The following is a 15,080-nucleotide window of genomic DNA, read 5'->3' on the forward strand; positions in this document are numbered from 1 at the left end:
ATCGAATTCGTTGAGTTGCAGCGGAATCTGCCGTGATCCGGCGAATTGTTGAAGCAATTCCCGGATACAGCGCATTCCTTCGTTGGGTACACCTTCGTAGAGATCTAGTACTGCTACTTTCATTACTGCAAAATTACGCCAGAAAGCGGGATTGTATGTAATCAACTACAGCAGTGAAGTCATTTCCTGATTCCTCGAATACTTTGAGCTGTTTGTCGGCGCCGGTTCCGCCGGATAAAATATCTTCCGTACCCTGCACCACCACTTCGCGCGTGCCGAGGTCGTCGAGGACGTCGTCCACGAAATCGAGGAGCTCATGAATGAGGGCGCGGGTGTTGACTTCCATCTCTTTGCCGAAGTCGATCAGGTTGCCGTCGATCCCATAGCGGGAGGCGCGCCATTTGTTTTCGTTGATGAGGGCGCGGTTGTAAAGGATGAAGTTGAGGTTCTGGGCGCGGAGCTTGTATATTTTTACGCAAACGGCCTGGAAGATCGCGGCCAGCGAGATGGTTTCGCGGACGGTGAGCGGCACGTCGCAGATGCGGAATTCGACGGTGTTGAAGAAAGGGTGCACGCGGAGGTCCCACCAGACCTTCTTCGCGTTATCGATGCAATTGGTTTTAACGAGCAGCTTGATGTAGTTGTCGTATTCCTCGATACTGGCAAAATAATCGGGGATGCCGGTGCGGGGGAATTTATCGAAAACCTTTGTGCGGAAGGATTTGAAGCCGGTGTTGCGCCCTTCCCAGAATGGCGAGTTGGTGCTCAGTGCAAATACGTGGGGAAGGAAGTAGCGGACGCTGTTGGCGATATGGATGGCCATTTCGCGGTTTTCCATGCCTACGTGGACGTGCAGGCCGTAAATGAGGTTGGACCGTGCGGCGTCCTGCATTTCGTTGACCAGTTCGAAGTAGCGGGGATGATCGGTGATGAGCTGTTTTTCCCATTTCGAGAATGGGTGGGTGCCCGAGGCGCCGATGCTGAAACCGAGGTTCCCGGCGATTTCGTGGATGGTTTTGCGCAGCAGCGAAACGTCGGCCCAGGCTTCCTCGATATTGGCGCAGATCTGCGTACCCACTTCCACGACGGCCTGGTGCATTTCGGCCTTCACTTTGTCTTTGATCACCTTTTGGGCCTGTTCCACGATTTTTTGTTCATGGGAGCGGAGTTCCCGGGTTTCGGGGTCCATGACCATGTATTCTTCTTCTATACCTAACGTAAAAGCGGCAAAGTTCATGTGTGACGATTGGTTAACCGGATGTGAAGTTCGTAAATTATTCCGGAATGCCGGCGGCACGGCTGACGAATGTGCCCCAGCGGAGATTGTCTGCCCCCGGGCGCGCCTCCAGTGCCCGTTCCAGCGCATATCGCGCCGATTTTTCGACATACCACCTGAAATTGTCCCCGCCAACCGATTGCGGGTCCGCGTCCGGTGCGGGATTGCAGAAGTCGATGGCGTAGGGGATGCCGTCTTTCACGGCAAATTCTACCGTGTTGAAATCGTATCCCAGTGCGCGGTTGAGCGCGATGGTAAAGGATTCCAGTTGCGCATGCAGGGCTTCGCCCGCCTTGAATCCCGCTGCGTAACGTTCGTGCTGCGGCAGGCGGGGATCATAGGGCATGATGCGCACATCAGCGGCGCCAATGCAATAGCACCGGTAATATTCCTCCCATTCCACGGCGGCCTGGAGCATCATGGTTTCGCGCCCTGTTTGCTGGTGTACGGCAAAAAACTGTTCCGCGTCGTTGATGTAAAACACGTCCCGCCAGCCGCCGCCGGCATAAGGTTTCAGGTAAGCGGGGAACCCCACGTGCCGGAAGATCCCTTCCCAATCCAGCGGATACGCCAGATTGCGGAACGAACGGGAACTGGTATTGCCCGGTTGCTCGAAAGCGGGCAGGAGGGCGGTGTTGGGCACCGGAACGCCTATCCGCAGCGCGAGCGCGTTGTTAAAATACTTTTCGTCGGCCGACCACCAGAAGGGATTGTTCAGCACGGCCGTTCCGCGGAGCGCCGCTTCTTTCAGCCAGGCGCGGTAAAAAGGTACGTCATGCGAAATGCGGTCCACCACCACGGCGTATTCCGCCGCGCCGCCCTGCAGGGCTTTGTCGATCAGCACGGATTCCGCCAGCACGTTGGGCCCGCAGATGCGGTTGACTTGGTCCGTGAACGCCTGCGGGAATGTGTTTTCCTGGCCGTACAGGATGCCGATTTTCACCATCTGTCAATGTTTTAACAGGGAGAGATAATGCGGGAGCATCTGCTTCCAGGCCGGCCAGTCGTGCTGCGCATTGGGCCGCACATCAAGCCAGTGCTGGATGTTTTTCTGCTGCAGGATGCCGGAAAACTGTTCGTTCTGGCTCCTGGAAATATCGTTCTCCGCCGCCCCCAGCACAATCCCCATGTTCCAGAGGTCGGGGTGCCGGTTTTCGGGCACGAAGTCCATCGGGTTGTGATAGTATACGTTGTCGTCGTAATGCCCTTCCACCCGCGAACGGATGTCGAACAGCCCGCTCAGCGAAAAAAGGTACGCCACAATTGGCGGCATGATATCCCCCGAAACTGCACCCGCCCACGGCGATGCGCTCATGCCCGGTTTCTTTGCGGATGCGGGGCAGTAATTCCTGCATGAGCAGCGCGTCATACTGCGCGTGATTGCGCGCCCTGTCGGCCGGGTGGATATGGGAATTGAACCAGCTTAGCGAATCGATGCTGTCCGGACAGTAAATACGGACCCTTCCGTTTTGCACGAACCAGGCCACGGAGTCGATGAGCCCGCGGTCTTTGTTTTCGTAATAACGCCCCATGGAGGTGGGGAAAAGGACCAGCGGATAACCGGCATGGCCGAAAACAAGCATTTCAAATTCGCGGCCCAGCGAGGGCGATTGCCATTTGTAATAGTTTTCTGTCAATGCTTCGGGTTTTACGGATAAACGTTTTTCAGGTAGAGGAATGGTACATGCGGGCATATGCCTTTTGGTTTTTCACAGGTTCAGGTATCAGGATCGTCTTACTTGCCGGCGGCTTCCAGCAGCCCGAGGTAAGCCTTCCAGCCGGGATCGGGGCGGATGGTTACCGAGTGCGGATAGGCGCCATAGTTGTCTTTATAAAAAATCTGCATGACCGTGCGCAGGTCCAGCGTGTCGGTCACGTAATAAAAATCGGTGCGTTTGCAGCCGAGGGTTTTGTATCCTGCTTCCACATTTTCCGTCACCAGCTGCATTTGCCGCGAAGCGGATTCGGAAATGGAAGCATGCGTTTCTTCCTGCTCCGCCGTCAAACCCGAAGGCTTGCATCCCGGCAGTGTCAGTTCCGTCACCACCAGGAAAGGATAAGCGCCATCGGGAGCCTGGCCTTTGAGCAGGGTGTTTGGAAATGATTTGTCGGTGCCGGATACGGCCTGTTGCGCCCAAACCGCCTGCGAAAACAATAACGCCACAGGCAACAGGTATCGTTTAAATTGCATAATTCCTGATTTCAGGTATGTAAAATAACAATTCCGGGGCTGATTTCTGCGGCTAATTTGTTAAATTACAGAAGTACCCAACCCGCCTGCTATGCTCCCCAGAAAAGAATCATTCGGACAGTATTCGCTCTTCCTCCAGCGGGAAGTGACTTTTGATTGCTTTTTGCCGCCCACCTCGCGCGAAACGCCGCACCTTTTGCTCATCAACGACGGGCAGGAGCTGGAAGGGATGGGTTTCCCCGCCATGCTGGAACACCTGCAAAACACCAGTCATCCTTCATTGTGGGTAACGGCTATCCACGCCGGCCCGCAACGGAGCCAGGAATATGGTACGGAAAAACATGTAGGGGCCAGGGGGGAAGGATGTAAAGCCTCGCTGTATGCGCGGTTTGTGCTGCGCGAACTGTTGCCCTTTCTGCGCAGCCGCTATCACCAGGCCTTTCCGGATATTGCTTTTGCAGGATTTTCGCTCGGAGGGCTTTCTGCGTTGGATATCGTCTGGAACCACCCCGACCAGTTCCACAAAGCCGGCGTTTTCTCCGGTTCGCTCTGGTGGCGGTCGTCTCCCGACGGCGGGCCGCGCATCATGCACCGCCAGGTAGAGGAAGGCGCCTTCCGGCCGCAACTGAAATTCTTCTTCGAAGCCGGAACAGACGATGAACTGGCAGACCGCAACGCAAATGGCGTCATCGACGCGGTGGACGATACGGAAGACCTCGTCCGAATTCTTGAACAGAAGGGCTATGAAAAAGGCCGCCAGATACAATACGAACTGGTGCCCGGTGGCCGCCACAATACCGAAACCTGGGCAGGCGTGATGCCCAACTTCCTCGAATGGGTCGTGAAAACCAGCTGACCCGTCATTCCCCCACATTTTCAAAAAGAAAGAGAGCCGCTCACCCTAAAGCAATACGGCTCTCATGTCAGCCATTGTCCTCTGTAATTCGATTGGAGCGGTCGTCCCGGTACGGAAATTTCCCTATTCACCGACCCGGGAAAGTATTTGTGCTGCACCTGGAGGTTTCGTCCCGGGATAACCGTTCTGCATATACTTACGTTAACGAATGGGATGAATTTATTCGCTATAAAAAAGCCGCCTCGGATCAGTCCGGGCGGCTTTTTCGTTTTACAGGTGAGGATCAATTATTGAAAATATACCGTACCCCCAGCTGCATCTGCCAGCGCGATGCGATGCCGGTATTGGTGCGGAAGGGGCCCGACAGTTTGTCGAACGAATAACGGGGCTGCCCGTTTGTGCCGTTGAAATCACGGAAGGCGAGGAAGCTGCTGGTATTGGAAGTTTGCGTGACGCCCCATTTGCTGTTCAGGAGGTTGCCGACGTTGATGATGTCCCAGGTGAGCTGGAGTTTGCTCTTCGATTTGGGCGCGATCTTGCTGAAGTCGATGTCCTGCACGAGGCGGAAATCAAAGCGGTTGTACCAGGGGAATTCCAGTCCGTTTCTTTCGGCATATTGGCCGCGGCGTTTGTTGAGATACGGATTGTTTTTGATGTATGCGTCCAGATCGTTCCAGATCTGTTCGGGCGTACGTGTATCGGGCGGCTGGTTGAAACCCTGGCGGCTCGGGATGAGGATGATCTCGCCGGAGTTGCGGGGAATATATACCAGGTCGTTGCTCGTACCGTTATCGGCGTTAGCGCTGCCGCCATAAACGTAGCTGATGCGGGAGTTGTCGAAACCATCGTTGTAGGCCTGTCCTTCGTAAATGAGGCTGAGCGTGGTGCCGAGGACTTTCGCGTATTGGATATTGTACGACAGTGTTCCGATGACGCGGTTGCGTACCAGGAAGTTGGTGCGCGCCAGCACGGGGATGTTCGGGTCGCCCACGATCTGGTTGCCGTTGAACGCGCTGTTGGCCTGGGAACCTGGGCTGGAAGTTACGTCTTTCGCATCAGTATAAGTGTAAGCTACCATACCGCTCAGCCCGAAATCAAAGGATTTCTGTAATTGGGCGGTCAACGCGTATGAGTAACCTTTGGACGTATTATCCAGCACGATGGCGTTGGTGATGCTGGGATTGATGCGGTTGGCGCTGCTGCCGGGGAACTTGGGCCGGTTGTCCGGACCGGGAAGCGTGGCGTTGGGTTTCACCAGGTTGGCGTCGCGGTGGAAAACGGCGTTGATGTCTTTGGTATAAATACCTTCTACGGTCAGAATGAAATCCTCCGGCAAACGGATATCGGCGGCAAGATTGGAGCGCCAAACCTGCGGGTATTTGAAGTTTCCGTCCATCACGTTGATGGCGTAGCTGGGGGCTGCGCCGGGATTGGCGGGGATATAAGCGTTCGGATCGTCCGTAAACGGCCGGTTGGTGGGATCGTTGGTGAACTCGGAACCGAAGAGCAAACCATTCTGCCCGGCCTGGTTCACAGCCCACACAAACGGAATGCGGCCGGTGAAAATGCCTGTACCGCCCCGGATCTGGTATTTGTTATTATCCGCAACATCCCAGTTGAAACCGAGGCGCGGCGACCAGAGGAATTGCGCTTTGGGCAGCTTGCCCACGTCCAGCTTTTCGCCGTCGCGGAAAGTCATTTCATTCACTTTCGGATTGGAAGCCAGGCTGTTGGGATACCAGGGAACATCCACGCGGATGCCGTAAGTCAGGCGGAAGTTGTTCATCACCTGGAATTCGTCCTGTACATATGCGGCAATAGCCGCCGTGTTCAGCTCGGCAATGGGCGCCGGATCGCCGGGGATGGCGGAGTAGGTGCGCTGGTAAAACGTCGGGTTTACGGTGGGATCGTCAACAGCGTCGAAGAAGTCGGCTACAGAACCGTAGCGGAATTGTCCGTACACAAACTGTGCGAAGCCGTTGCTGAAGCGGTTGTATTCGCCGCTGACACCGAACAGGAATGTGTGTTTGCCGGCATACCAGTTGAAGTTATTGGTAATCTGCCAGAGATCCTGCCCTGAATTGTTCAGGCCGGAGAAGGGCTCCGAGCCAAAAGAAATATAGTTCCTGCCGCCGCTTTCGAGATCCACTACCGGGAAGGGCCTTCCGGGAACTTCGCGGTGATCGCGGAAACGGGAATAAGTGGCGGTTAAATTATTGGCGAAACGGTTACTGATATTGTTGTTCCATTCCAATACGAAGGAATTGAGCTTGTTGAACTGGCGGTATTTCATGTTTTCGAAATACAGTGAAGTGCTGCTCTGGCCGCGGCCGTTGTTGGAGTTGGAGGAGCTGGGACCGATATCCCGGTAGGCATTGAGCCAGCTGTACCGGAAGGTCAGTTTGTTGCGTTCGTTGATGTTCCAGTCGAAGCGGGTGGTGATCTTATCGTTGTGCGTGGGCAGGGAGAAGTCTTCATATCTGCCCGGATCGTAACCGTATTTGCTGATCAGCAGGTTGCGGACGGAATCGAGGGTGGAGGCGTTCACGAAAGCCACGCCGGCGGGGACGTCGTTTACCGATTTGGCGTTCGGGTCGCGGTTGGCGCGGAAGTTACTGGCCGGAGATTCCTGGCGCTCGAGCTCGCCGCTGATGAAGAAGAACAGTTTGTTCTTGATGATGGGCCCGCCCACCCTGAAGCCGTATTGGTTCTGCTTGAAATCGTCTTTCAGCACGGTTTCGCCGTCGACTTTACTGCCGGTGAGCCCCTTGGAACGGATGAAAGTATACACCGAACCGCTGAATTCGTTGGTGCCGCCACGGGTTACCGCATTGATGCCGGCGCCGGTGAAACCGCTGAGTTTCACGTCGTAAGGAGCGAGGTTTACCTGCAACTGTTCGATCGCGTCGAGGCTGATGGGCTGGGCGTTGGTTTGGCCGCCCGGGAGCTCGGTGATACCGAATGCGTTATTGAAAGTGGAGCCGTCAACGGTAAAGCTGTTATACAACCCGTTGCGCCCGGCGAAATTCAGTTTTTTACCGGATTGCGGCGTGAGTTTCGTGAAGTCCGATACGCCACGGCTGAGGGTGGGGAGGTTGTTCAGCTGTTCGCGGCCAATGGTGGTGGAAGCACCTGTGCGGCCGGCGTTGAAGGTTTTGTCCTGCCGGCCGGAGATCACCACTTCCTGCAGGCCGGTGGCGGCGGTTTGCAGTGACACGTCCAGCCGGTAGGTCTGGCCGAGGGGGATGGCGATATTGTCGATTTTTTCTTCCTTATAGCTGACGTAGGTGACGGTAACGGTATAAGGACCGCCGACGCGCATGTTGGGGATGTTGTAACGGCCGTTTTCCATGGTGGTGGTGCCGTAGACGGTGCCGGTAGGCACGTGAACGGCTTTAACGGTGGCGCCGATGAGGATTTCTTTGGAAGAAGCGTCGGTGATGGAGCCGGTGATGCCGCCGGTGGTGACCTGTGCCAATGCGGTGGCCGCTCCCAATACAAGCATAATACAAGTAATAGGTAACTTTTTTATTCCCATAACAACCAATTTGATGATGGTGCAAAGATGACGAAATATGCTGTGCAAACTTTAACTCGACTTTAACAAATTGTTACATGTTGAATATTCGGATAGTATTGGGCGGATAGATTTTGATTTCCCTTGTTAATAACTGAAAAAGGCGGCGGTTTGTTTAATTGTCTGGTCGGGAGATTTTCATTTTTTCGAATTGGTAAAAAAATAATATGTGTTAATCCTCCGGGGGCGGTTCCCGGGGGAGAGGGGCGCGCCAAACGTCGATTTTATATCCTAACTTTGCAACTTCATTTCATAATAGACTGAACCATTTATGCTGGATACTATCGAATCCGCCATTGAGGATATAAAAAAGGGGAAACTGGTCATTGTAGTGGATGATGAAGACCGTGAAAACGAGGGAGATTTCATTACTGCAGCGCGCAATGTGACGCCGGAGATCATAAATTTCATGAGTATGTACGGCCGCGGGTTGATATGCGCCCCGCTGGTGGAAGAGCGTTGCGAGGAGCTGGGGCTCGAACTGATGGTGCGGGATAACACCGCGCTTCACCAGACGCCGTTCACCGTTTCGGTGGACCTCCTGGGCCACGGATGCACTACCGGTATTTCCGCTTCCGACCGCGCCAAAACCGTACAGGCGCTCATCGATCCCAACACGCGCCCTGAAGAGCTGGGCAAGCCGGGGCACATCTTCCCGCTGCGCGCCAAACAAGGCGGTGTGCTGCGCCGCACCGGTCATACCGAGGCCACCATCGACCTGGCGCGCCTGGCAGGCTTCGAGCCGGCGGGCGTTCTGGTGGAGATCATGAATGAAGACGGCTCCATGGCCCGCCTTCCCGAGCTCCGCGAAATCGCCAGGAAATTCGACCTTAAACTCATTTCCATCAAGGATCTGATTGAATACCGCCTCCGCACGGAATCCCTCATCGAGGAAGAAGTACGGGTGCAGATGCCCACCAAATACGGCAACTTCGAACTCGTAGCCTTCAAACAGCTCAACTCAGGAGACATGCACATGGCCCTGAAAAAGGGCGACTGGAACCAGGGAGACCCCGTTATGGTGCGCGTCCATTCCAGCTGCTTTACCGGCGATATCCTGCATTCCCTCCGCTGCGATTGCGGCGAACAGCTGCAGGCCGCCATGCAAATGGTGGAAAAGGAAGGCAAAGGCCTTATCCTGTACATGAACCAGGAAGGCCGCGGTATCGGGCTGATGAACAAACTCAAAGCCTACAAGCTCCAGGAAGAAGGTAAAGACACCGTGGAAGCCAACCTCGAATTGGGCTTCGGGATGGACGAGCGCGATTACGGCGTAGGCGCGCAAATCCTTCGCCACATGAACGTGACCAAGATGCGCCTCATCACCAACAATCCCCGTAAACGGGCAGGCCTCAAAGGCTACGGCCTCGAAATCGTGGAAAACGTACCCATCGAAATCCATCCCAACCCCCACAACGAGTTCTACCTCAAAACCAAACGCGATAAACTCGGGCACGAAATCCTCAAAGGATAAACCGCCGCCCGGTCTTCATATCATAAGGCATTTAGCCAGCGAACCCTGCGCCGACGGCGCAGGGTTCGCCGATTTACGATGAATTGTTGCCAGATGCTTATGTCACGGACAAATCCGGCTTTTCATTTTTCAATGCATCCCTCCTGGATTGAATTAATCTGTTAATCAAAAGCGGTGAAGTTAAACCGACATTACAACGGAGAGCAGCCATACATGGTTCTTATTACCTCTTTCCTTTGCATGCCGGTAACTTCCGCGATTTCTGAATACGTTAACCAGATATCATCACCTGCGTTCTTTTCAATCACGCGCACTATCAATTCCCTTTTCTAGTCAAACGACAAAATGGAATTATCCCGCACTTTGGCGTGCATGGCTACTTCAGTTGTTGTTTGCATAACTTTCTATTTTGACGAAAATCTATGCAAAAAATCAACACGAAAATTTATTCAGTTTGTTCATTTTGGAGAATGGTATATATACCATCATCGGTTGTTGAGAGAGTCTATTTCCCCGGTATGGTCTTCGTGGCGTAAACTGTCTTCCTGCAAGCGTTTTTGCATCGCAATGCGGGCCAGGCTGTCCTGCATCCGCCGGATGCGCTTGTCGGCAAACAACTCGCCGAAGCGGTTGTAATCCCGCACATACGCCATGCCAATACCGCTGCGGAGACGGTTGTCGAGCAGCCAGGCGTCGTAATCCATTTTGCTGAAAGCGTTCAGGCGAACGCGCCCGTCGGGCGTAAGCAGGTACTCAATCCGGAAGTCGCCCGCGAAATTCTGGGTGGAAGAACCCGCCGAAACCCTTCCCCAGTCGTAGTTGCCGCCTACATACAGGCGAATGCGGTTGTTGAGGAAGTTTTTCGTTATGCCCGTGCTCACCAGGTTACGGTCGTATGAGCTGCTGGCGCTGCTATTGATGTTATATGCCGTGTAGTTCACGTTAAAACCAATCCCGGCATTCTTCAGGAAGGTGTTGGAGAAGTTGTTCAGAATGGCGGATGCCTGCGCGCTCAACGCCTGTCCCACACTGTTCTTGCCCGTGATAGCCACGTTGGCGCTGCCGTCCGGCGGCTGGAACTGCCCGGTGGCCAGCAGGTACGAAATCTGGTACAGCGCCTGGTTCTGGTTGGAGTTGATTTCCTTCAGCCGCGAACCAATCCCGCTTTCATACGCCAGCGAGCCCACGTCCGGCAGCGTAATTTCGTATGTGATATTCGGCTGGGTTAGCGATTGGCGCAGGTACAGCAAAATATCCACCCGTTCCGAACGGTTCAGCTTATCGTCGATAGGTGTCGTCGATCCCCCGCCCATTGAGGCCGCCGTACTCAGGTTGTACAAGCTCACCTTCGGCAGGGTATATTTCGCCGTAATGTTCACCAGCGCCTCACCGGGATCTCCGTTCCAGGTGATCGTACTGTTCTTGTCAATATCAAACTTCCAGCTGGCCAGCCGCTGGAAACTGAAGTTATAAGTACCCGTATTGATCGTGTAATTCCCGTACATCGTGAAATCCCCTTCCAGGTTCACATTGATGGCCAGGTTCCCGGTGCCGTTGGCGGAAATCACGTCGTTCGTGGAAGCATTCAGGATCACGTCGATCTGCGCATCGGGGTTCGCCGCGATGTCCATCTTCACGTTCAGCTTGATGTCGCTCTTCTTTTTCGGCTCTTCCACCACCTTGCCGTACTGCTTGAAACGGATGTAATCATGCTTGCCGATGTCTTTGCTGTCGCTGAGCGGGAGGAAGAAGTGCGTGCCCTTCAGCGGCCGCGCCAATACGCGCAGCTCGAGGTTGTCGAGCGGACCGGTAAAATACACCCTTCCCTGCGACAACACCGTTCCATAATACAAATCGTTATCCGCCGGCCCCGTATCCAGGAACAGGAATTTATCCGACTGCACATCGAACTCGAACACCATGTCGTAAAAATTCTGGTGCTGGATAAAACCATTCACCACCGCCTGGTTGTTGAACTTGTCGATCAACGTAAACGGCTTCATTTCGATGAGGTTATCGTCCATATGATGCACATGCAACAGCGGAATTTTGTAGCGCGTGCCCAGGTAATTCACCTTCATCCCGATATTCTGCACCTTCACCGAACCCCGGAAAGAAGGCTTGTCTGTCGTGCCGGTCACCTCCAGGTGCCCCGTGGCTGTGCCTGTCAGCTCGCTCACATAATCGCCCAGGTATTTGTTCAGCAGGCTGATGGAAGTATTGTCGAGGTCCGTGGACGCATTCACGACGCGGTTGCTGTCGCTTAGGCCTACGGCGCCTTTGGCCGTAAAGCTCGCCAGCGAATTGTCGGCCTTCACGTCGAAATTAAGCTGCCCGGTCGAGTGATCGTAATTGCCTTTCCAGTTCACCAATCCAATGGAATCGTTGTCGATCCGCAGCTGGCTCGTCCGGATATCAGCATCCACTTCGAGGCGCCCGAACGGATCATGCACGTCGATGTCGCCGTTGGCGAGGCCTTCGATCAAAGTGTTGGTCAAACCATGAGGAATGATATCGGCGAGGTTCAGGTCTTTCAGGTTGATCATAAACCGCGACTCATCGGGATTGTACTCATTGGTGCTGATGGTTAGCGCCTGGTCGTTCCGCGTGATTTTAAGGTTTTGCACCGTCAGGAAGTGGGTGCTCCAATACACCTCGTTCCCCGCCATCATGTTCCAGGGTTTACCATTGACGGTAAACGTACTGTTCAGGAAGTTGATCTTCACGCCATCGCCCACTGTCACGAGCCGCGCGTAAAATCCATTGAGCGAAGTGGTGTCTGCCGCCTGCAGGTCGAGCTTGATGAGCGAAGTGTCTTTCCCGGAACTGGCCAGGATGAGCGGATTGCGGAACATGACGCTGTCCTGGAACAATACCTCGCCCAGGTGGGTGCTCACGTTGATCCGGCTGAAATCGCCGGTGGATTTCAACACCAGGTTCTTCACCCCGAAATCCTGGTATGCCGCATACGGCACCGTCGCGTTCATGGAAACGTTGCCGGAAAGGGTGTTCAGCGCGCCCTCGATCCGTGTTCCGTCAAACCCATGAATATCGTCGGTGAAAGCGCTGATCAGTTTGTCAACCGCCCCGAACTCCACGGCAAACGTGAAATCCTGCCCGGCATTGACCATCGGCGGCGATTTGAAAAAGCTCGGGTAATATTTATTCAGGAACAGTTTGAATGCATTCGGCAGTTCCATGAAACTATAGCTGCCCTGTACAAATCCGTTCACTTCATTTCCCTGAACCCGCAGGGTTTTCAGGCCGTTTTCGGTGCCGGTGTAGACCGACAGGCTGTCGAATTCCACGCGGCTCCGGTTTTTGAAAAGCGAAAGGTCATACAGGCGTGCGGTGCCGTCGAAGTTGTCGATGTTGCTGCCGGCGAAATTCAGGTCGGCTTTGGCCTGCAGGGTGATGGAATCCTCCGTGAGGTGGAGCGCTTTGAGGTCGCTGTTGCGTATTTCGGAATAGAAATTGAAAATGGGCAGGCGGCTGTTGAAATCGATCGTTCCCGTGAAATCCATGTCCAGGTTGGGATCATTGACGGTAAGGGCGCCGTTGAAGAACTTCCGGTTCATCTCGCCTTCCGTTTTCAGGTTCCGGTATTGGTAGCCATACAGTCCGATCTGCTGAATATCCGCATCCACAGCCGCTTTCAGGTTGGTGAAGTTGAAACCTTCCCCTTTCACCTTGGCCGTCATGGTCACCCGGTCCACGAAATCGTTGCCCAGCAGGCTCCCCACCTGGAAATCGTTGGTGGTGATGCTTCCCGAATATACGGGCACGTCCTTGCTGGTTTTGAAGTTGATGTCGGAATCGAGATTGCCCAGGTTGGTCTGGAACTTACCGTATGCCACGAAGTCGTTCACGAACCCGGTAAAGCTCCCCTGGAAAGCGAGCCGGGTGATCAGCTCGGTGTGTACGGCCGTCAGGTCTTTGAGCATGGGGAAGAACTGGCGGACGTCGGCGCCGCTGGTAATCAGTTCCCGCGCGTTGAAATCGATGAAGGTTTCATTGATATACGGCAGCCCCCTCATGCTGAAGTTCCCCCGCAGCCGGGTCGATTTCCCCCCCGTCAGCTGCATGCTGTCGGCCGAAAGGTTGCTCACCGGCCCTTCCACCGACCCGTTCACGAGAATTTCCGTGTCCCAGGCCGAAAGCGGCGGCGCAAAAAACGCAATATCGTCGGACGCCAGGCGCGTCCCGCGGAAATTGGCCTTCATGGTGACGAGGTCCACATAGTCGTTGAGATCCGCCATGTCCTCGTACTGCATGGTATAATAATCCTTGATGTGACTGTTGTTGGTCACCAGGTCGAGGTCGTTGAATTCCATTTCCACGGGCGACATCTTGAACCTGCTTTTGAGCGACTTCACCTCGAACCCGCTCCGCTCGCGGGTGCGCAGCGTGAGGTCGGAGAAGATGCTGTCGTTTTGCAGCCGGCTGTTGGTCAGCGCCAGGTTGATGGCTTCGAACCGGATGCGCGAGGGGTCGAATTGCCCGGGTGTGGAGGGGACGGAATCGCTGAGATTGTTGACGCCGAAGGTGCCGTCTTTGATCTGCAGGGTTTTGACCATCAGCTTCCAGTTGTCGGCGTTCCAGCGCAGCGGGATCACGGCCAGCGAGTCCGGCACCGGTTTGGGGGCGGCGGGGGAGGGGGCGCGGCGTTTGCGGAGCGGGCTGGAAGGGTAACTGGATATAATGAATGTGGGTTGATCGAGGAGGAGCTCGTTGATCCGGATATTGCGGGTGAGGAGATTGAGCTGTTCGGCGTCGAGGTAAATGCGGGTGGCGGAAGCGTTCATGTCTTCCCCGACCCATTGGTCCACCAGGTTGAAGCGGATGCGGCGGAGGTCTACTTTCTTGAGATCGAGCGAGATGCCGGTATTTTTGGATTTGGCGGCCGGTTGCACGGGGGCGCCGCCGAATTCGTCGATAATGAACTGGTAATTCCAAAGGGAATCGTTCCGGGGGCGGCGGAGGTTCACCTGAGCGTCTTCGAGGCCTACGAATTTGAGTACGGGTTTTTCCTGGAGGAAGAACCAGTCGGTGATGCGGACGTGGAGCGCCTCTGCGTAAAGGAGCGTGTCGCGGTTTCGGTCTTCCACCAGCGTGCCTTCTAAGCGCATGCTGTTGAAGAGGCGGAAATTGACATGCCGGATTTCGACCCGGGTGTCCAGTTGCTTCGACAGCCGCGCCGTTACCTCCTTGACGAGCAGGTTTTGAACCGCGGGAATATTGACGAGGATACTAACGAGGAGTAGCAGGCCCAGCAGGCTCAGCAGGGCAATGGTCAATATTTTGCGAACTTTTTTCAGGGAACTCCTATTTATCCGGCAAAAATAGTCAATACCAAAATGTTTGCCAATTGATTCTGCTACATATAAATTTGAAGAAAACCCTGCAAATGCGTTTAATACTTACTTTTTGCCTCCTGGTACTGAGCCGGTGGGTGGTTGGACAAGACCGTTACGTGCTCGTCATCCATGGCGGTGCGGGCACCATTCTGAAATCGCAGCTCACGCCGGAGAAGGAAAAGGCATACCGCGAAGCCTTGAAAGCTTCGCTCACCGCGGGGTACGGTGTGCTGAAGAAAGGCGGGAGCAGCCTGGATGCGGTGGAAGCCGCGGTGCGCTCGATGGAAGATTGTCCCTTATTCAATGCCGGTAAGGGCGCCGTATTCACCGCGGAAGGCAAAAACGAGCT

9 protein-coding genes are annotated in these 15,080 nt (G+C 54.7%); 3 read left to right on the top strand and 6 right to left on the bottom strand.

The window, feature by feature from the left end; genetic code table 11:
- Positions 1-133: 133 nt before the first annotated feature.
- The 4 genes from Q0510_RS17395 to Q0510_RS17410 form a co-directional block, all read right to left on the bottom strand.
- On the bottom strand, positions 134-1,237 hold the full coding sequence (locus Q0510_RS17395) for a carboxylate-amine ligase (protein ID WP_298714730.1): 1,104 nt from the start codon (positions 1,235-1,237) through the stop codon (positions 134-136).
- A 37-nt stretch (positions 1,238-1,274) separates the two neighbouring features.
- Positions 1,275-2,222 carry a hypothetical protein gene (locus tag Q0510_RS17400; RefSeq protein ID WP_298714733.1) on the bottom strand — a complete coding sequence of 316 codons (948 nt, stop codon included), beginning with the start codon at positions 2,220-2,222 and terminating at the stop codon, positions 1,275-1,277.
- Positions 2,223-2,225: 3 nt separating this feature from the next.
- Entirely contained in the window at positions 2,226-2,591 is a 366-nt protein-coding gene (locus tag Q0510_RS17405; RefSeq protein ID WP_298714736.1) for a hypothetical protein, read from the bottom strand.
- 420 nt (positions 2,592-3,011) lie between these two features.
- Complete coding sequence (locus tag Q0510_RS17410) at positions 3,012-3,467, bottom strand: DUF695 domain-containing protein (protein WP_298714739.1); 456 nt, start codon at positions 3,465-3,467, stop codon at positions 3,012-3,014.
- 91 nt (positions 3,468-3,558) lie between these two features.
- Between Q0510_RS17410 and Q0510_RS17415 the strand changes: the two genes are divergently transcribed.
- The gene (locus tag Q0510_RS17415) at positions 3,559-4,323 is read left to right on the top strand and encodes an alpha/beta hydrolase-fold protein (RefSeq protein WP_298714742.1); all 765 of its coding nucleotides are present in this window, start codon (positions 3,559-3,561) and stop codon (positions 4,321-4,323) included.
- 283 nt (positions 4,324-4,606) lie between these two features.
- Here Q0510_RS17415 and Q0510_RS17420 read toward each other — a convergent pair whose 3' ends face one another.
- Positions 4,607-7,828, bottom strand: coding sequence for a carboxypeptidase regulatory-like domain-containing protein (locus Q0510_RS17420; RefSeq protein ID WP_298714747.1), 3,222 nt, complete (start codon positions 7,826-7,828; stop codon positions 4,607-4,609).
- Between the two features lie 343 nt (positions 7,829-8,171).
- Between Q0510_RS17420 and Q0510_RS17425 the strand changes: the two genes are divergently transcribed.
- On the top strand, positions 8,172-9,374 hold the full coding sequence (locus Q0510_RS17425; protein ID WP_298714750.1) for a bifunctional 3,4-dihydroxy-2-butanone-4-phosphate synthase/GTP cyclohydrolase II: 1,203 nt from the start codon (positions 8,172-8,174) through the stop codon (positions 9,372-9,374).
- Positions 9,375-9,859: 485 nt separating this feature from the next.
- Here Q0510_RS17425 and Q0510_RS17430 read toward each other — a convergent pair whose 3' ends face one another.
- Positions 9,860-14,671: a translocation/assembly module TamB domain-containing protein gene (locus Q0510_RS17430; protein ID WP_298714753.1), complete on the bottom strand. Its 4,812-nt coding sequence runs from the start codon at positions 14,669-14,671 to the stop codon at positions 9,860-9,862.
- Between the two features lie 110 nt (positions 14,672-14,781).
- Between Q0510_RS17430 and Q0510_RS17435 the strand changes: the two genes are divergently transcribed.
- Positions 14,782-15,080, top strand: a 299-nt coding sequence (locus tag Q0510_RS17435; RefSeq protein WP_298714756.1) for an isoaspartyl peptidase/L-asparaginase, incomplete at its 3' end; no start/stop codon positions are given.

This window comes from uncultured Chitinophaga sp. (genome assembly GCF_937874145.1).
GTDB lineage: Bacteria > Bacteroidota > Bacteroidia > Chitinophagales > Chitinophagaceae > Chitinophaga.

Excerpts from the sequence above, each read along its gene's own strand:
- Q0510_RS17395 (WP_298714730.1), bottom strand. The coding sequence starts at position 1,237 with ATGAACTTTGCCGCTTTTACGTTAGGTATAGAAGAAGAATACATGGTC.
- Q0510_RS17400 (WP_298714733.1), bottom strand. The coding sequence starts at position 2,222 with ATGGTGAAAATCGGCATCCTGTACGGCCAGGAAAACACATTCCCGCAG.
- Q0510_RS17405 (WP_298714736.1), bottom strand. The coding sequence starts at position 2,591 with ATGAGCGCATCGCCGTGGGCGGGTGCAGTTTCGGGGGATATCATGCCG.
- Q0510_RS17410 (WP_298714739.1), bottom strand. The coding sequence starts at position 3,467 with ATGCAATTTAAACGATACCTGTTGCCTGTGGCGTTATTGTTTTCGCAG.
- Q0510_RS17415 (WP_298714742.1), top strand. The coding sequence starts at position 3,559 with ATGCTCCCCAGAAAAGAATCATTCGGACAGTATTCGCTCTTCCTCCAG.
- Q0510_RS17420 (WP_298714747.1), bottom strand. The coding sequence starts at position 7,828 with ATGCTTGTATTGGGAGCGGCCACCGCATTGGCACAGGTCACCACCGGC.
- Q0510_RS17425 (WP_298714750.1), top strand. The coding sequence starts at position 8,172 with ATGCTGGATACTATCGAATCCGCCATTGAGGATATAAAAAAGGGGAAA.